Source organism: Streptomyces sp. NPDC050161 (assembly GCF_044460025.1).
GTDB lineage: Bacteria > Actinomycetota > Actinomycetes > Streptomycetales > Streptomycetaceae > Streptomyces.
In genome coordinates this window covers 93194-110897 of record NZ_JBITJM010000001.1, presented here as the reverse complement: position 1 = coordinate 110897, position 17704 = coordinate 93194, and the positions used below count along the sequence as shown (strand labels likewise).

Sequence of the window (17704 nt, the reverse complement as noted above, 5' to 3'; positions counted from 1 at the left end):
CATGACAGCGGACATGATGAGGACTACGGAAGGCGAGACAGCCGGTACCGGCACCGCGATCGGCACGGCGGAGAACGGGCGGCCGGACCGGGCCGGTCCGGTGCGGTGGTCTCCGGGCGAGCACATCCTGTGGCGTTACCGCGACAACGCCGACAGCCGGCGCATCCACATCTGCCGCCCGATGACCGTGGTCCAGGACACCGACGAGATGCTGGCGGTGTGGATGGCGCCCGGCACTCCCTGCATCAAGCCGGTGATGGCCGACGGCACCCCGGTCCACCGCGAACCGCTGTCCACGCGTTACACCAAGCCCCGGCGCACCGCCCGTGACCAGTGGTTCGGCACCGGAGTGCTCAAGCTGGCGCGGCCGGACGACCCGTGGTCGGTATGGCTGTTCTGGGAACGCGGCTGGCATTTCAAGAACTGGTACGTCAACTTGGAGGAGCCACGGATCCGTTGGGCGGGCGGCGTGGATTCGGAGGACCATTTCCTGGACCTCTGCGTCTACCCGGACCGGCACTGGGAGTGGCGGGACGAGGACGAGTTCGCACAGGCGCAGCGGGACGGGCTGATGTCCCCGGAGCAGGCGGCCGGGGCACGGGCCGCCGGGCGGGCCGCGGTGGACCACATCGCGGCATGGGGACGCCCGTTCGGCGACGGCTGGGAGGACTGGCGGCCGGATCCGGGCTGGACGGTGCCGCACCTGCCGGACAACTGGGACCGTACGCCGGAGCATTTGCGGTCGTGAGCAAACGACGCACATCGGGGCGAGTGAAGAGGGCGAACCGTGGAAAGACGCGCCTATGGGCAACGCCTCTCCTCGCATGGCGAGCAGCGGGAACGAGCCCCCTTGATGCGCCCTGGGTCACAAACCGTAGGATCGTCCTCCGCGAGACTGCACAGGCGCAACTCCGGAACTGGAAACCGAACTTGACCGCGGTCGCGGGAGGGGCGAGGTCGTGAGCGCTGAGAGCTACGACAAATATGAAGGTCTGAACCGGTTAGCACTGGACCGGGCCGGCCAGGCCGAGGCGTTCGACGCGATCGGCGACCGCTACGACGAGGCGTTCCCCCACAAGGACGGCCAGCTGTCGTCGGGTGCCTGGCTGGCGGACGAACTGCCGCCCGACTCGCGGGTGCTGGACATCGGCTGCGGCACCGGCCTGCCGACCGCCCGGCAGCTGTCGGACGCCGGCCACCGCGTCGTGGGTGTCGACCTCTCCCCCGCGATGGTCGAGCTGGCCGGGGACAACGTCCCGAAGGCCGAGTTCCACCGGCTGGACATCGCGGACCTGCGAGGCGGTCGGCTCGGCGGCGCCGGCTCGTTCGACGGCATCGCCGCTTTCTTCACCCTGCTGATGCTGCCGCGCGCAGAGATTCCCTATGCGCTGCGGATGTTGCATGATCTGCTACGACCTGGCGGGCTGCTCGCCCTGTCCATGGTCGAGGCGGACGTGGACGACTTCACGATTCCGTTCCTGGGCAACTCGATCCGGGTATCGGGTTTTCTGCGGGAGGATCTGCGTCGAGTCGTGCACGACGCGGGTTTCGACGTCATCGGGGAGGACTCCTACGCCTATGCCCCGGCCAGTACGGACGTACCACCCGAGATCCAGCTCTTTCTGCACCTGCGACGCGCTTGAGACGTAGCGGGTCAGGCGCGTCCCCCAGGATGTGCTTGAAACGCGGCGCGTCGGGCGCGCAGCCCCGGACGGATGGAATCCCACGCGTGACGGAGCACCCCACCTCCCCCCAACTGCGGCAGTCGGCCACGCCTGCCGCGTCCTCGGCGTCCCCTGTGCGGGGGCCGGCCGGGACGGCGCCGCTGGGCGCGGTCCCCGACCCGCGCAGCGCCCTCCAGCAGCCCGGCGCGCCCGGGTTCGCCCCGCTCCCCGGTGCCGGTTTCGCCATCCGCGGCGGTGACGACACGGGCTTCGGCGACGGCGCGGGACCGGGCGGCAGCGTGCCGCACGATCCTCCTGGCGCCCCGTTCGACGGAGCGGCGGGCCCGGCGGTTCCCCTGAGCGGTCCGCCGGGTGTGCCCGGTGCGGGCGGGGACGCCGCCGCCCGCGCGGGGCGGGCCGACGACGCATCGGCGGCCGGCCACTCACTGCCTGACGCGTCGGGCGAAGGCCGCGGGGGCGGTCCTTACGACGACCACCGGGCGGCACACGGTGCGGTGGGCAGCGCGCAGCCGCCCGAGCCCGGCGAGGGCCACCGCGCCGCCGAAGGGATCGGCAGGCCGCGCGAGGGCGGCAGGTCCAGGCCGCCGGGCGACGGCGCGTCCGTGCCGCCGCCCGCGGGCCCCGGGGATCCGGCGGTGCCGCCTGGCTCGCGCGCCGAGCCGACGCGGGCGGGCGAGGGGTCCATGGCCGCTCCGGTGCCGCCGCCCGCCCGTTCGGCGCATCCAGGCGAGAGCGGGGAGATCGCGGCGGCCCGGCAGGCGGGTGGTGACCGGCTGCGGTTCATCGGGGCGGCCACCCGGCGGATCGCCCGCGGCATAGACCTCGACGAGATCGTGCTCGGCCTGTGCCGGGCGACGGTGCCGACGTTCGCCGACGCGATCCTCGTCTACCTTCGGGATCCGCTGCCGGTGGGCGACGAGCGGCCGACGGGGCCTGTGGTGCTGCGGCTGCGCCGTACCGACCGGATCCCGGAGGAGCCCGACACCAACGGCACCCGGCTGCCGGTGCTGCCCGCGCAGCCCGATCTGGGTCCTGCGATGGGCGGCAGCGCGGCGGAGCTGGCCGAGGTGCGTCCCGGCGGTCCGCTGGCGGAGGTGTTGCGCGGGGTGCGCCCGCTGTTCGGCGAGGTGCAGGCGGCGCGGACCGCGCTGCCCGAGCTGCTGGGCTCCGCCACCCGGCTGCCCGCGGGGAACCGGGTGATCCTGGCGCCGCTGCGCGGGCGCCGGCGGGTGATCGGTGCGGCGGTGTTCCTGCGGCGCCCGGACCGCCCGGCGTTCGAGCCGGACGATCTGCTGGTGGCGGCGCAGCTGGCGACGCACACCGCGCTGGGTGTGGACAAGGCGGTGCTCTACGGCCGCGAGGCGTACATCGCGGACGCGCTCCAGCGCACGATGCTGCCCGATTCGCTGCCGCAGCCGACCGGTGTGCGGCTGGCCAGCCGCTATCTGCCCGCCGCCGAGACGGCGCGGGTGGGCGGCGACTGGTACGACGCGATTCCGCTGCCCGGCAGCCGGGTGGCGCTGGTCGTCGGCGACGTCATGGGCCACTCGATGACCTCGGCCGCGATCATGGGCCAGCTGCGGACGACGGCGCAGACCCTGGCGGGCCTCGACCTGCCGCCGCAGGAGGTGCTGCACCACCTCGACGAGCAGGCGCAGCGGCTGGGCTCGGACCGGATGGCGACGTGCCTGTACGCGGTCTACGACCCGGTGGCGCACCGGATCATCATCGCGAACGCGGGGCACCCGCCGCCCGTGATGCTGCACCGCGGCGGGCGCGCGGAGGTCCTGCGGGTGCCGCCGGGCGCGCCGATCGGCGTCGGCGGGGTGGATTTCGAGGCGGTGGAGCTGGACGCGCCGGCGGGCGCCACCCTCGTGCTCTACACCGACGGCCTGGTCGAGTCGCGGATCCGGGACGTCTGGACCGGCATCGAGCAGCTGCGGGAGCGGCTGGCGGAGACGGCCAGGCTGACCGGCCCCAACCCGCCGCCGCTCGAGCCGCTGTGCGACGAGGTGCTGGACATGCTGGGCCCCGGCGACCGCGACGACGACATCGCGCTGCTGGCCGCCAGGTTCGACGGCATAGCGCCCAGCGACGTCGCGTACTGGTATCTGGACCCGAAGGCGCAGACGGCGGGGCAGGCGCGCCGGCTGGCCCGCAGGGCGCTGGCGCGCTGGGGCCTTGAGGAGCTGACCGATCAGCTGGAGCTGCTGGTCAGCGAGGTCGTGACGAACGCGGTCCGGTATGCGGAGCGGCCGGTGACGCTGCGGTTGCTGCGGACGGATGTGCTGCGGTGCGAGGTCGGTGACGATGTCCCGCAGCTGCCGCGGCTGCGGCAGGCACGGCCGTCGGACGAGGGCGGGCGCGGCCTGTATCTGGTCAACCGGATGGCGCGGCGCTGGGGTGCGACGCGGCTGAGCATGGGCAAGGTCGTCTGGTTCGAGCTGTCGATGCCGCCGGGGGCCGCGCGCCGCTGACGCCGGGGGCGCTCCCCTTGCCGTTCAGGCCCTCGTCCGGGATCGGGCGGGGGCCTTTTCGGTGGTGTGCGGGCACCGGACAGGGTTGCCGACATGCCGTCGGCGGAGTTGACTGCTTGGGTGGGCAAAAGGGACTGACTGCCCCTTTCACCCCCACACCAGTCGACCGGGAGGCGTTCCTCCATGACCAGTTCAGCGCAGAACGTTCCGCGCACGACGAACAACGCCGGCATCCCCATCGGCAGCGACGAGCACTCGCTGTCCGTCGGGGCGGACGGCCCGATCCTGCTGCACGACCACTACCTCATCGAGAAGATGGCCCTGTTCAACCGTGAACGGGTTCCCGAGCGGGTGGTGCACGCCAAGGGCAGCGGCGCGTACGGCGTCTTCGAGGTCACCAACGACGTCAGCCAGTTCACCAAGGCGGACCTCTTCCAGCCGGGCAAGAGCACCGACATGCTGGCCCGCTTCTCGACCGTCGCGGGTGAGCAGGGCTCCCCCGACACCTGGCGCGACCCGCGCGGCTTCGCCCTCAAGTTCTATACCGAGGACGGCAATTACGACCTGGTGGGCAACAACACCCCGGTCTTCTTCGTCCGTGACACGATCAAGTTCCAGGACTTCATCCGCTCGCAGAAGCGCCGTCCCGACAGCGGGCTGCGCGACAACGACATGCAGTGGGATTTCTGGACGCTGTCGCCGGAGTCCGCCCACATGGTCACCTGGCTGATGGGCGACCGCGGCATCCCCAAGACGTACCGGCACATGAACGGCTACGGCTCGCACACGTACATGTGGGTCAACCGCGGCGGCGAGAAGTTCTGGATCAAGTACCACTTCAAGACCGACCAGGGCATCGACTTCCTCACCCAGGAGGAGGCGGACCGGCTGGCCGGTGAGGACGCCGACGTCCACCGCCGGGATCTGTACCAGGCCATCGAGAGCGGCAACGCGCCGTCCTGGACGCTGTACGTGCAGGTCATGCCGTTCGACGACGCCCCGGACTACCGGTTCAACCCGTTCGACCTGACCAAGGTGTGGCCGCACGGCGACTACCCGCTGATCGAGGTCGGCCGGATGACGCTCAACAGGAACCCGGAGGACTACTTCATCCACATCGAGCAGGCGGCGTTCGAACCGTCGAATCTGGTGCCCGGCATCGGCCCGTCGCCGGACAAGATGCTGCTGGGGCGGCTGTTCTCCTACCCGGACACGCACCGGTACCGGATCGGCCCGAACTACGCCCAGCTGCCGCCCAACCGGGCGCACGTCCCGGTCCACTCGTACGCGAAGGACGGCCCGATGCGGTTCGATCCGTCGCGGGCGGCCCGTCCGTACGCGCCGAACTCGTACGGCGGACCGGCGGCGTCCCCGGAGCAGTCCAGGGATCCGGTGGGCTGGCGGACCGCGGGCGAGCTGGTCCGCGAGGCGTACACGCTGCGCCGCGATGACGACGACTGGGGGCAGCCGGGCACGATGGTCCGCTCGGTCCTGGACGACGCGGCCCGCGAGCGGCTGGTGAACAACGTCTCCGGGCATCTGCTGGGCGGGGTGAGCAAGCCGGTGCTGGAGCGCGCGTTCCAGTATTGGCGGAACGTCGACAAGGACATCGGCGACCGGATCGCCAAGCGGGTCAACGGCGGCTGACCCGCACACGGCCGCGGCCCCCGCCTCGTTCCGTACGAGGTGGGGGCCGCGGCCGTGTGCGGTGGGTGTACGCCGGTCACTCGAAGCCGTTCAGGGCGCCGGGTCCGTTGCCGCCGCCGGTGCCGTTGTTGCCGCCCGCGCCGTTCGCGCCGCCGTTCCCGGTGGCTCCGCCGTTCTCCTCGCCGCCGGTCGGTGATCCGGTGTCGCCGCCCGTGGTGGTCGGCGTCGGGTCGGTCGGGGTCTGGGTCGGGTCCGTCGGGGTGTGGGTCGGCGTCGGGTCGGTCGAGGCCGAACCGGTCGGGGTGCCCGTGGGGGTCGGCGGCCCGGACGGGGTGTGGGTCGGGGGCGGCGATGCGGTCTGGGTCTGGGTCGGGGCCACGCCGGCGCCGAGCTCCGTGTCGAGGTCGAAGGTGGCGTTGGCGTCCGCGCCGAGCGCCGCCGCGTTGTAGGCGGCCCACACCTGGGCGGGGTAGCCACCACCGTTGACGCGACCGCCGCCGCCGGTGCCGCGCAGCGTGACCTGCCGGCCGCCCTCCGCCTCGCCGAACATGCCGACGGCGGTGACCAGCTTGGGCGTGTAGCCCACGAACCAGGCCGACTTGTTGTCGTCGGACGTACCGGTCTTGCCCGCGGCCTCGTAGTTGGTGCCCCGCACGGCGGTGGCCGTACCGTCGTCGACCACGCCGCGCAGCACGGAGGTGACGGTGTCGGCGGTCTGCCTGCTGAGGATCTGGTCGCCGATGGGGTCGGGCAGGTCCGGGGCGGGCTCGCTGGCGTGCTCGGCCTTGGTCACCAGCGTCGGGGTGACCTTCTTGCCGTGGTTGTCGAAGGTGGCGTAGACGCCGGCCATCTGGACGGGGCTGGCGCCCATGCTGCCCAGCGTCATGGCGGGCTGGACGTCCATCTTGCTGCTCATGCCCAGGCTCGTCGCCGTCTTCTTGAGGTTGTCGAGCCCGACGTCGGCGCCCATCTGCGCGAACACCGAGTTGACGGAGTTGTTCATCGCCTGCTGGACGGTGATGTTGCCGTAGCTGCGCTGGTCCTCGTTGGGCGGTGCGAAGGCGCCGCCGGTGCCGCCGACGACCGGGCGGCGGTTGTTGCCGTCGTAGATCGTGTTGGGCGTGATCGGAAGCCCGTCCTGGGTCTGGGACTGGTTCTCCATCGCCGAGGCGAGGATCAGCGGCTTGAAGGTGGAGGCCGGCTGGTAGTCCTCACGCGTCGCGTTGTTGATGTAGTGCTGGGTGAAGCCCGCGCCGCCGTACATCGCCACGATGTGGCCGGTCTTGGGGTCGACGGACGCGGCGCCGAGCTGGGCGTCCTTGTCGGCCTTGCGCGTCTTGGGGCTGAGGTCGGCGGTGAGCTTGTCCTTGACGGACTTCTCCAGCGCCAGCTGCTTGTCCTTCTCGATGCCGAGGGTGATCGTCCAGCCGCCCAGCTCGAACTTCTTCTCGTCGACGCCGTGGGCGAACAGCTCGTCCTTGGCGGCCTTGACGAGATAGCCGGTGCGTCCGGTCAGGCCCTCTTCCGGCTTCGGGTCCTTCGGTATGTCGAACTTCTGCTTGTCGCGCTCCGCCTGGGACAGCCACTTCATCTCGACCATGTTGTCGAGGGTGTAGGCCCAGCGCTGCTTGACCAGCTTCTTGCCCGCCGGGGTCGCCTGCGCCCAGTCGTACTGGTTCGGCGCCTGGAGCAGCGAGGCGAGGTAGGCGCCCTGCGAGACGGTCAGCTTGTCGGCGTCCACGTGGTAGTACGCCTGGGCCGCGGCCTGGATGCCGTACGCGCGGCGGCCGTAGAAGCTGGTGTTGATGTAGCCGGCGAGGATCTTCTCCTTGGAGAACTTGGCGTCCACCTTGAGCGAGATGACCATCTCCTGGAGCTTGCGGGAGACCGTCTGCTCCTGGCTCAGGTAGTAGTTCTTGACGTACTGCTGGGTGATGGTCGAGCCGCCCTGCTTGCCCTCGCCGCTGAGGGTCTTGAGTACGCCGCGCAGGGTGCCCTTGAGGTCGATGCCGGAGTCGTCGAAGAACGTCTTGTTCTCGGCGGCCACGAAGGACATCTGCACGTCCTTGGGTATCCGGCTCAGCGGCACGCTCTCGCGGTTGACCTTGCCGGTACGGGCCAGGACCTTGCCGTCGGCGTACTTGTAGACGTTGCTCTGCGCGACGGCGAGTTCGTTGCCCGCCGCGGGGACGTCCACGTAGAGGTACAGCCCGACGACGGACGCGATGCCCAGCAGGCACACGCCGAAGAACGTGCCGAGCATCTTCTTCCAGGTGAAGAGGCGGCGTATGCGGCCCTTCTCCTGCTTCTTACCGCCAGGGCGGGCACGACCTTGTTCCGCCCGCCTCACGTCCGCTCGGCCCATCGCTCCCGCAACTCCAGTCGTTCCGCCCCCAGCTAACTCAGCTGTTGAAGCTAACACCGCATCTGTCAGCAAATCCTCATCGATCAAGGCTTTTCCCGACGTGACAATCAGCACCTGTCAAGAGGGGAACCGTCGCGCAGTGGTTGCGCATCCAGAGCGGCAGTGGAATAAAGTGATATCACTTTGCTAGATTGGTGACATCGTGATCGTCACGATGACCGGCACCACGAGAAACGGGGGATCCCCATGTCCGACCAGACACCGGGCGGCAGCACCACAAGGCCGGCCGCCGACGCACCCGAGATGCCCGAACCGCAGGTCCGCGAGAAGCCGGCGCACAGCATCCCGGGCGGCGTCGCCCTGCTGCTGACCGTGCTCGGCGTCTTCCTCGGGATCGCGCTCATCATCGGCGGCGGCGTGCTCGGCTCCGGCGGCCACAACGCGGTGGGTGTGCCGATGCTGGTCGTCGGCATCCTGATGCTGCTCGGCTCGTTCTTCTGCATGACCGGCGTGAAGATGGTCGCGCCCGGCGAGGCCCGCGTCATCCAGCTCTTCGGCCGGTACGTCGGCACCATCCGCACCGACGGGCTGCGCTGGGTCAACCCGCTGACCAGCGCGCGGAAGATCTCCACCCGGGTCCGCAACCACGAGACCGCGGTGCTGAAGGTCAACGACGCCTACGGCAACCCGATCGAGCTGGCCTCGATCGTCGTCTGGAAGGTCGAGGACACCGCCCAGGCGCTCTTCGAGGTCGACGACTTCCTGGAGTTCGTCGCCACCCAGACCGAGGCGGCCGTCCGGCACATCGCGATCGAGTACCCCTACGACGCGCACGACGAGGACGCCCTGTCGCTGCGCGGCAACGCCGAGGAGATCACCGAGAAGCTCGCCGTCGAACTGACCGCCCGGGTGCAGGCCGCCGGCGTCCGGATCATCGAGTCCCGCTTCAGCCACCTCGCCTACGCCCCCGAGATCGCCTCGGCGATGCTCCAGCGCCAGCAGGCGGGCGCGGTCGTGGCGGCCCGCCAGCAGATCGTCGAGGGCGCGGTCGGCATGGTCGAGCAGGCGCTGGTCAGGATCAGCGAGCAGGGCATCGTCGAACTGGACGAGGAGCGCAAGGCGTCCATGGTCGGCAACCTGATGGTGGTGCTGTGCGGCGACCGCGCCGCCCAGCCGGTCCTCAACACGGGCTCGCTCTACCAGTGAGTGCCGACACCCCCGGGGAGTCCGGAGCCGACGGCGACCGGAAGCCCGCGCGACGGCCGCAGCAGCGCAAGCAGGTGCTGCTGCGGCTCGACCCGCTGATCCACGACGCGCTCGCCCGCTGGGCCGGTGACGAGCTGCGCAGCACCAACGCGCAGGTCGAGTTCCTGCTCCGCAAGGCGCTTTCGGACGCGGGCCGGCTGCCGCGCGGCGCGGGCGGCCCGGCCCGCCGTGGACGCCCGCCCAAGGAGCCCCGCCCGCCGTCGGACGGCTGAAGTACCGCCGTACCGCCCCGAGTTCACCCCTCCCCCTCACTACACACTCCATCTATACATCACATGTATACACCTCATGTAGAGTGCGCGGCATGTCCATCGGATGTCCCCTGCCCGCACTCTCGGAGGCCCGCGTATGACACCGGCCGGATCCCTGCTCGAAGCCGGCGCGCTGCACAAGGCGTACGGCACCACATCCGCGCTCGACGGCACCGGCTTCTCGATCCACGCGGGCGAGGTGGTGGCCGTCATGGGCCCGTCCGGCTCCGGCAAGTCGACGCTGCTGCACTGCCTCTCCGGCGTCCTGCGCCCGGACCGCGGCAGCGTCCGCTACGGCGACCGCGAGCTGACCACCCTGAACGACGCACAGCTCAGCGCGCTGCGCCGCACCGACTTCGGCTTCGTCTTCCAGTTCGGCCAGCTGGTACCCGAACTGACCTGCGTGGAGAACGTCGCGCTTCCGCTGCGGCTGAACGGCCTCGCGCGCAAGGAGGCCGAACGCCAGGCACGTGCGTGGCTGGAGCGCCTGGAGGTGGACGACGTCGCGGCCAAGCGGCCCGGTGAGGTCTCCGGCGGCCAGGGCCAGCGCGTCGCCGTCGCCCGCGCGCTCGCCACCCGCCCGCGCGTGATCTTCGCCGACGAACCCACCGGCGCCCTCGACTCCCTCAACGGCGAACGCGTCATGACCCTGCTGACCGAGGCGGCCCGCGACACCAGCGCGGCCGTCGTCCTCGTCACCCACGAATCCCGCGTCGCCGCCTACTCCGACCGCGAGATCGTCGTCCGCGACGGCATCGCACGCGAAGCGGCGGTGGGCGCCGTATGACCCTTCTCGACGAACGGCGCGGCGGCCCGCCCCCCGGCGCGCCCGGCAACCCGGCCCCGCCCACCGGCCCGGCGGCCTGGGCCCGCGACCTCGCCATGGGCCTCCGCTTCGCGGCCGGCGGCGGCCGTGCGGGCTGGACCCGTACGCTGCTCACCGCCGTCGGCGCCGCCCTGGGCGTGGCACTGCTGCTGACCGCCGCGTCCGTTCCGCAGCTGCTGCAAGGCCGGTACACCCGCGGCGAGGCCCGCCAGGCCGCGTCCGACAGGCCCGTCGAGCCGTCGCCCTCGTCCCTGGTGACCGCATCGGCCGACACCGAGTTCCGCGGCGCCCGGATCACCGGCGTCCTGCTGCGCCCCGACGGCCCGCACGCCCCCGCCCCGCCGGGCGTGACCGCGCTGCCCCGTCCCGGCGAGATGGTGGCGTCGCCCGCGCTGAAGGAGCTGCTGGCCTCGCCGGACGGCGCGCTGCTGCGCGAGCGGCTGCCCTACCGGATCACCGGCACGATCGCGGAAGCCGGCCTCATCGGGCCGTCCGAGCTGGCGTACTACGCGGGCAGCGCCACCCTCACCACGGAGCACGGGGGCCACCGCACCGGCTCGTTCGGGGCCGGGGGCGGAAACGGGCAGTCGGCGCCGAGCGCGATCCTGGTGATGCTGATCATCCTGGCGTGCGTGGTGCTCCTGATGCCGGTCGCCCTCTTCATCGCCACCGCGGTCCGCTTCGGCGGCGAGGGCCGCGACCGGCGGCTCGCGGCCCTGCGGCTGATCGGCGCCGACGTCCACATGGCCCGCAGGATGGCCGCGGGCGAGGCGCTGTTCGGCTCGCTGTGCGGTCTGCTGCTGGGCGGACTGCTGTTCCTGACCGGCCGGCAGTTCACCGGCCTGGTCACCCTGTGGGACGTCAACGCCTTCCCCTCCGACCTGACCCCGAGCCCGGCGCTGACCGTGCTGATCGCCCTCGCGGTCCCGGTGTCGGCCGTGGTGGTCACCCTGGCCGCGATGCACGGCGTCACGATCGAGCCGCTGGGCGTCGTCCGGCACGCCACGGCCCGCCGCCGCCGGCTGTGGTGGCGCATCCCGGTGCCGCTGATCGGCCTGGCGATGCTGCTGTTCAGCGACCCGGTGGACGCGGCCAACGCCCGCGTCGACCCGTTCGCCGTCGCGGGTGGCGCGGTGCTGGTGCTGCTCGGCGTCACGCTGCTGCTGCCGTGGGCCGTCGAAGCGGTGGTGGCCAGGTTCAGGGGCGGCCCCGTGCCCTGGCAGCTGGCCACCCGCAGGCTCCAGCTCGGCAGCGGCGCCGCGGCCCGCGCGGTCAGCGGCATCACCGTCGCGGTCGCCGGCGCCATCGCCCTCCAGCTGTTCGTCTCCGCCGTGCAGAGCGACTTCCTGAAGCACACGGGAGCGGACGACCGCCGGGCGCAGCTGAGCGTGATCCTGCCGGCGCACGACATGCGCACCATCCGCACCATGATCGAGAAATTCCGGGGCACCCAGGGTGTCCGCGGCACCATCGCGGTGGTCGAGTCGTCCGTCACCCGGCCGGGACCGCTGCGCAAGGGCGAGGAGTTCGCGCCGAGCGCCGCGGTCACCGTCGGCGACTGCACCGCGCTGCGGGAGCTGGCACGGACCGGCCCCTGCAAGGACGGAGACGCCTTCATCGTCACCGGCGGCACCGACGACGACTTCGTCCTGAAGACCGCACGGCCCGGCGCGCCGGTGCTGTTCAACGCCGCCCCGGAGACCGGCAGGCCCGTCGGCAGGCCGCGGCTGTGGACCGTCCCCGAGAAGACCCGGACGGTCCGCGCCCGGGTGGATCCGTCCGGCCGGCTCGCCCCCGGCATCTTCGCCACCCCCGGCGCGGTGGATCCCGGACGGCTCGACGAGCCCACGGCACGGGCCATGCTCAAGATCGACCCGGCGGTGTCCGACACGGTGGAGCACGTACGCAACACCGCCGCCCGCATCGACCCGACGATGCAGGTCATCACGTTGCGCACCGCCACGCGCGACCAGAAGTTCACGACCGTCCGCACGGGTCTGCTGGTCGGCTCCACGCTCACCATCGCGCTGATCGCGGCCGGGATGCTGGTCTCCACCCTGGAGCAGTTGCGCGAGCGCCGCCGGCTGCTTTCGGTCCTGGTCGCCTTCGGCACCCGCAGGTCCACCCTCGCCTGGTCCGTCCTGTGGCAGACCGCGGTCCCCGTCTTCCTGGGGCTCGCGCTCGCCCTGGCCGGCGGCGTCGGGCTCGGCAGCGTGCTGCTGCGGATGGCGGGCAAGGGCGCCTTCGACTGGTCGGCGGTCTGGCCGCTGCCGTTGGCGGGCGCCGGACTCGTCCTGCTGATCACGCTGCTCAGCCTGCCGCCGCTGTGGCGGATGATGCGGCCCGACGGACTGCGCTCCGAGTAGCGCTCCCCCGGTGTGGGGGCCGGTCGCACCCGGGCCCCACACCGGACATTTCCGGCTGCGCGCCGGTAGGTATACAACGGGCGTATACACCACGGATACACCCACGACGTAAGGTGGTCGGCATGTCAATCGGTCATACGCTGCTGGGCCTCCTGGAGTCCGGTCCCCGCCACGGCTACGACCTCAAGCGGGCTTTCGACGAGCACTTCGGACACGATCGTCCGCTGCATTACGGGCAGGTCTACTCGACCATGTCCCGGCTGCTGAAGAACGGCTTGGTCGAGGTGGACAGCGTGGAGGCCGGGGCGGGGCCCGAGCGCAAGCGGTACGCCATCACCGACGCGGGAGTCACCGACGTCGCCCAGTGGCTCGGCCGGCCCGAAAAGCCCGAGCCCTACCTCCAGTCCACGCTCTACACCAAGGTCGTCCTGGCCCTGATGACCGAGCGCGACGCCGCCGAACTCCTCGACACCCAGCGGGCCGAGCACCTGCGGCTGATGCGCGGCCTGACCGAGCGCAAGCGCAAGGGCGACCTCGCCGACCAGCTGATCTGCGACCACGCGCTGTTCCACCTGGAAGCCGACCTGCGCTGGCTCGAACTGACCGCGGCACGGCTCGACCGCCTCGCGGATTCGGTACGCGAATGACCCCGGAAGGATCCCTGCTGGCGGCCGACGGGCTGCACAAGGCGTACGGCGCGACCCCGGCGCTGGACGGCGCCGAGTTCTCCATCCACCCGGGCGAGGTCGTCGCCGTGCTCGGCCCGTCCGGCTCCGGCAAGTCGACGCTGCTGCACTGCCTCGCCGGCATCGTGCGCCCGGACCGCGGCACGGTCCGCTACGGCGACCGCGAGCTGACCACCCTGAACGACACCGAGCGCAGCGCGCTGCGCCGCACCGACTTCGGCTTCGTCTTCCAGTTCGGCCAGCTGGTACCCGAACTGACCTGCGTGGAGAACGTCGCGCTTCCGCTGCGGCTGAACGGCGTCAAACGCAAGGAGGCCGAGCGCCAGGCACGTGCGTGGCTGGAGCGCCTGGAGGTGGACGACGTCGCGGCCAAGCGGCCCGGTGAGGTCTCCGGCGGCCAGGGCCAGCGCGTCGCCGTCGCCCGCGCGCTGGCCACCCGCCCGCGCGTGATCTTCGCCGACGAACCCACCGGCGCCCTCGACTCCCTCAACGGCGAACGCGTGATGTCGCTGCTCACCGACGCCGCGCGGGACACCAGCGCGGCCGTCGTCCTCGTCACCCACGAATCCCGCGTCGCCGCCTACTCCGACCGCGAGATCGTCGTCCGCGACGGCAAGGTGAAGGACATGCTGGCGGGCCTGCAGTGAACCCGCTCCGCTCCAGGGCAGACCGGCGCACGCCCGGCACGCCCCCCGAAACCGACCCGCGCCGGCCCGCGCCCGTCCGCCCGCGCAGCCGCCCCCGCGCCTGGGCCGACGACCTCGCCATGGGCATGCGCTTCGCGGCCGGCGGCGGGCGCGACGGCTGGATCCGTACCGCCCTGACCGCGACCGCCGTGGCGCTCGGCGTCGCCGTCCTGCTCATCGGCGCCTCGGTGCCGACCCTGATGGACGCCTGGCACGGCCGGGAGAAGGCCAGGGAGAACCTCGGGCAGCAGCACGAACCGCCGCGCGGCGACACCACCGTCCTCTACGGCTCAGCCGACACCGTCTTCCACGGACAGGCGATCCGCGGCCGGCTGGTCCGCCCCGACGGCGCGCACCCGCCCGCGCCGCCCGGCATGCGGCAACTCCCCGGCCCCGGCCGGATGCTGGTGTCGCCCGCACTCAAGAAGCTGCTGGACTCACCCGACGGCGCGCTGCTGCGCGAGCGCCTCGACTACCGGATCAGCGGCGTCATCGGCGACGAGGGCCTCAGCGGCCCGGCCGAACTCACCTACGTCGCGGGCAGCGCGACCCTGCACGAGCCCAGCGGTTACCGCATCGACCACTTCGGCAAGGTCTGGGAGCCGCCGCCGATGCAGCCGCAGGCCGTCCTCCTGGTGATCATGACCTGTGTGGCGCTGCTGACGCCCGTGATGGTCTTCATCGGCACCTCCGTACGCGTCGGCAACGAGCAGCGGGAGCGACGCCTCGCGGCCCTGCGGCTGGTCGGCTCCGATGTGGCCACCACCCGCCGGATCGCGTCCGGCGAGTCGCTGTTCGGCTCGCTGCTGGGGCTGGTCGCCGGGGCCCTGCTGTTCCTCGGCGTCCGGCAGCTCGCCTCGGTGATCACGCTGTGGGACATCAACGTCTTCCCCTCCGACATCCGCCCGGGACCGCTGCCCGCCACACTGATCGCCGTCCTGGTGCCGGCCGCTTCGGTGCTGGTGACGCTGTTCGCGCAGCGCCGCGTGACGGTCGAGCCGCTGGGCGTGGTCCGCGACCGCCCGGCGGTGCGCCGCAGGCTGTGGTGGCGGGTGCTGCTGCCGGTCCTGGGCGCGCTGCTGCTGCTCCCGCTGGCCCGGGAGCAGCAATGGACCGACAGCCCGCTCAACACCGGGCGTCTCGCCGTCGGTTCGATGCTGCTGCTGCTCGGCGTCACCGCGCTGCTGCCCTGGCTCGTCGACGCCGTGGTGAACCGGCTGCGCGGCGGCCCGGTGCCCTGGCAACTGGCCGTGCGCAGGCTCCAGTTGAGCAGCGGCTCGGCCACCCGCGCGGTCAGCGGCATCACCGTCGCGGTGGCCGGCGCCATCGCCATCCACATGCTGTTCACCGGCATGCAGACCGGGTACGCCCAGGCGTACGCGCAGTCCGCCAAGGAGCGCCCGGAACTCGGCTACTGGGGGCACACGGACAGCTGGCGGCAGACCGAGCAGGCACTCGCCGCGCTGCGGGCGACGCCGGGCGTGCAGTCGGCCCGCGGCGTCGTCACCGCGCACGTCGGCGAGCTCCCGGCCCCGGGGCACCCGGCGGACGACACCCGCTTCCTGCTGGTCGGCGTCGGCGACTGCGCCGAGCTGCGCAGGCTGGCGGCCCTGCCGTCCTGCGGATCCGGCGACGTCTTCCTCACCGACCAGCGCGACAAGGACGTCATCAAGCCGGGCGCGGCCATCGACCTCGACCCCCCGGTGATGGGGAGCGAGGCGCCCAAGCCCCGCCCCTGGCAGATCCCCCGCCACACCCTGCCCACTCGCCTCGCCTCCCCCGGCGGCGGCACCGGCCCCGACCACTACTCCTACGACCTGCTGGCCACGCCGTCCGCCCTCGACATCAGCGGGCTCAACAGCACCGACATGGAACTGACCGTCGACTACGACCGGAGCCTGCCCGACGCCGTCGAGCACATCCGCAACACCGCGGCCCGCGTCAACCCGGCGTTCTACGAGTCCTCCACCGTCGACAACCCGCACGACCAGCAGCTGTCCAGCGTCCGCAACGGCCTGTTCGCGGGTTCCGTGATCACCCTGCTGCTGATCGGCGCCGGCCTGATCATCACGACCGTCGAGCAGCTCAACGAGCGCCGCAGGATGCTGTCGTCCCTGCACGCCTTCGGCACCCGCAGGGCCAGCCTGGGCTGGTCGATCCTGTGGCAGACCGCGGTCCCCGTCACCCTCGGCCTGGCGCTCGCGGTCGGCTGCGGTCTGGCCCTGGGCGCGCTGCTGCTGTCGATCATCAGCAACGGCGTGACGGTGGACTGGACGGCGGTGGCCGGGATGGCCGGAATCGGCGCCGGCGTGATCCTCTTCGTGACGGCCCTGAGCCTGCCGCCGCTGTGGCGCATGATGCGCCCCGACGGCCTCCGCACGGAGTGATCAGGACACCGGCCCGCCAGGCCCTGTCGCCATCCGCACCGGCAGCCCCCGCAGCGCCACCCGCAGCGCGTCCGCGAACTCCTCGAACTCACGCTGCCTGGCCGCCCCGCTGCGCATCGCAAGGGCGACCCGGCGGCTGGGCGCCGGATCCGCGAAGTACCCGGTCGTCAGCTCGTCGTTGCGCCCGGTCTCCACCCGCAGCGCGGTCCGCGGCAGCAGCGTCACCCCGAGCCCGCCGGCCACCAGCTGCACCAGCGTCGACAGGCCGGCCGCGCTGGTGGTCACCGGCGCGCCCTCCTCCCGGCCCGCCTCCCGGCAGATGTCCAGCGCCTGGTCGCGCAGGCAGTGCCCCTCGTCGAGCAGCAGCAGGTCCAGTTCCCGCAGCGCCTGGCGCGGTATGTCGCCGCGGCCACCCAGCCAGTGGTCCTTGGGCGCCACCAGGACGAAGTCCTCGTCGAACAGCGGGATTTCGGTGACCTGCGGGACGCCGAGCGGCACCGCGAGCAGCAGCAGGTCGAGACGCCCGTGCGCGAGCCCGTCCAGCAGCGAGGCGGTCTGTTCCTCGTGCACCTGGAGGTCGAGGTCCGGGTACGTGCCGTGCACCAGCCGCAGTACGGTCGGCAGCAGGTAGGGCGCGACGGTCGGAATGACGCCGAGCCGCAGGACGCCGGTGAACGGCGCGCGCGCCGCCTCCGCCTCCTCCATCAGGTCGCCGACCGCCTCCAGTACCACCCTGGCCCGCGCCGCGACCCGCTCCCCCGCCGGTGAGAGCAGTACCTTGCGCGTCGTACGCTCCAGGAGTTGCACTCCGAGCGTCTCCTCCAGCGCGGAGACCGCTCCGGACAGTGCGGGCTGGCTCATTCCGATCTCGGCCGCCGCCTCCCGGAAGTGCAGGGATTCGGCCACCGCGGCAAAGGCCCGCAGCTGCGCCAGGCTGGGCTGCCGCGCCCGTCCGCCGTTCGCCGGTACCACCACTGATAACCACCTCCGATCAACATCAACCACTCTAGCTATTTCCCTGATCAATGGCATCTGTGGCACCGTGTGATGCGTCCAACCCCC

13 protein-coding genes are annotated in these 17704 nt (G+C 71.9%); 11 read left to right on the top strand and 2 right to left on the bottom strand.

Annotation, left to right across the window (positions count from 1 at the left end):
* Position 1 precedes the first annotated feature (1 nt).
* From ACIBK8_RS00475 to ACIBK8_RS00460, 4 genes are all read left to right on the top strand, one after another.
* On the top strand, positions 2-748 hold the full coding sequence (locus ACIBK8_RS00475) for a DUF402 domain-containing protein (protein ID WP_399039293.1): 747 nt from the start codon (positions 2-4) through the stop codon (positions 746-748).
* A gap of 211 nt (positions 749-959) precedes the next feature.
* On the top strand, positions 960-1643 hold the full coding sequence (locus ACIBK8_RS00470; RefSeq protein ID WP_393682884.1) for a class I SAM-dependent DNA methyltransferase: 684 nt from the start codon (positions 960-962) through the stop codon (positions 1641-1643).
* Positions 1644-1729: 86 nt separating this feature from the next.
* Positions 1730-4162, top strand: coding sequence for a SpoIIE family protein phosphatase (locus ACIBK8_RS00465; RefSeq protein ID WP_399039292.1), 2433 nt, complete (start codon positions 1730-1732; stop codon positions 4160-4162).
* A 183-nt stretch (positions 4163-4345) separates the two neighbouring features.
* Entirely contained in the window at positions 4346-5809 is a 1464-nt protein-coding gene (locus ACIBK8_RS00460; RefSeq protein ID WP_399039291.1) for a catalase, read from the top strand.
* A gap of 76 nt (positions 5810-5885) precedes the next feature.
* Here the strand turns inward: ACIBK8_RS00460 and ACIBK8_RS00455 are convergent, their stop codons facing one another.
* Positions 5886-8174 (bottom strand): transglycosylase domain-containing protein, encoded by a 2289-nt coding sequence (locus ACIBK8_RS00455; RefSeq protein WP_399039290.1) that lies wholly within the window; start codon positions 8172-8174, stop codon positions 5886-5888.
* A gap of 246 nt (positions 8175-8420) precedes the next feature.
* Here ACIBK8_RS00455 and ACIBK8_RS00450 point away from each other — a divergent pair, with 246 nt between their 5' ends.
* The 7 genes from ACIBK8_RS00450 (at position 8421) to ACIBK8_RS00420 (ending at position 16642) form a co-directional block, all read left to right on the top strand.
* Positions 8421-9380, top strand: a complete 960-nt coding sequence (locus tag ACIBK8_RS00450) for an SPFH domain-containing protein (RefSeq protein ID WP_399039289.1) — start codon at positions 8421-8423, stop codon at positions 9378-9380.
* Entirely contained in the window at positions 9377-9652 is a 276-nt protein-coding gene (locus ACIBK8_RS00445) for a hypothetical protein (protein WP_399039288.1), read from the top strand. Before ACIBK8_RS00450 ends, ACIBK8_RS00445 begins: the two co-directional genes overlap by 4 nt.
* Positions 9653-9788: 136 nt before the next feature.
* Positions 9789-10478, top strand: coding sequence for an ABC transporter ATP-binding protein (locus ACIBK8_RS00440; protein ID WP_399039287.1), 690 nt, complete (start codon positions 9789-9791; stop codon positions 10476-10478).
* Entirely contained in the window at positions 10475-12883 is a 2409-nt protein-coding gene (locus ACIBK8_RS00435; RefSeq protein ID WP_399039286.1) for an FtsX-like permease family protein, read from the top strand. Before ACIBK8_RS00440 ends, ACIBK8_RS00435 begins: the two co-directional genes overlap by 4 nt.
* A 122-nt stretch (positions 12884-13005) precedes the next feature.
* Complete coding sequence (locus tag ACIBK8_RS00430) at positions 13006-13530, top strand: PadR family transcriptional regulator (RefSeq protein WP_399039285.1); 525 nt, start codon at positions 13006-13008, stop codon at positions 13528-13530.
* A complete protein-coding gene (locus ACIBK8_RS00425; RefSeq protein WP_399039284.1) occupies positions 13527-14216 on the top strand; it encodes an ABC transporter ATP-binding protein in 690 nt (229 codons plus the stop codon). Before ACIBK8_RS00430 ends, ACIBK8_RS00425 begins: the two co-directional genes overlap by 4 nt.
* A complete protein-coding gene (locus ACIBK8_RS00420; RefSeq protein WP_399039283.1) occupies positions 14213-16642 on the top strand; it encodes an FtsX-like permease family protein in 2430 nt (809 codons plus the stop codon). The genes ACIBK8_RS00425 and ACIBK8_RS00420 overlap by 4 nt, the downstream gene beginning before the upstream one ends.
* On the opposite strand, the gene ACIBK8_RS00415 is transcribed toward ACIBK8_RS00420, so the two are convergent.
* Complete coding sequence (locus ACIBK8_RS00415) at positions 16643-17617, bottom strand: hydrogen peroxide-inducible genes activator (RefSeq protein ID WP_399039282.1); 975 nt, start codon at positions 17615-17617, stop codon at positions 16643-16645.
* Positions 17618-17704 lie beyond the last annotated feature (87 nt).

Excerpts from the sequence above, each read along its gene's own strand:
- ACIBK8_RS00475 (WP_399039293.1), top strand. The coding sequence starts at position 2 with ATGACAGCGGACATGATGAGGACTACGGAAGGCGAGACAGCCGGTACC.
- ACIBK8_RS00460 (WP_399039291.1), top strand. The coding sequence starts at position 4,346 with ATGACCAGTTCAGCGCAGAACGTTCCGCGCACGACGAACAACGCCGGC.
- ACIBK8_RS00455 (WP_399039290.1), bottom strand. The coding sequence starts at position 8,174 with ATGGGCCGAGCGGACGTGAGGCGGGCGGAACAAGGTCGTGCCCGCCCT.
- ACIBK8_RS00450 (WP_399039289.1), top strand. The coding sequence starts at position 8,421 with ATGTCCGACCAGACACCGGGCGGCAGCACCACAAGGCCGGCCGCCGAC.
- ACIBK8_RS00440 (WP_399039287.1), top strand. The coding sequence starts at position 9,789 with ATGACACCGGCCGGATCCCTGCTCGAAGCCGGCGCGCTGCACAAGGCG.
- ACIBK8_RS00435 (WP_399039286.1), top strand. The coding sequence starts at position 10,475 with ATGACCCTTCTCGACGAACGGCGCGGCGGCCCGCCCCCCGGCGCGCCC.
- ACIBK8_RS00430 (WP_399039285.1), top strand. The coding sequence starts at position 13,006 with ATGTCAATCGGTCATACGCTGCTGGGCCTCCTGGAGTCCGGTCCCCGC.
- ACIBK8_RS00425 (WP_399039284.1), top strand. The coding sequence starts at position 13,527 with ATGACCCCGGAAGGATCCCTGCTGGCGGCCGACGGGCTGCACAAGGCG.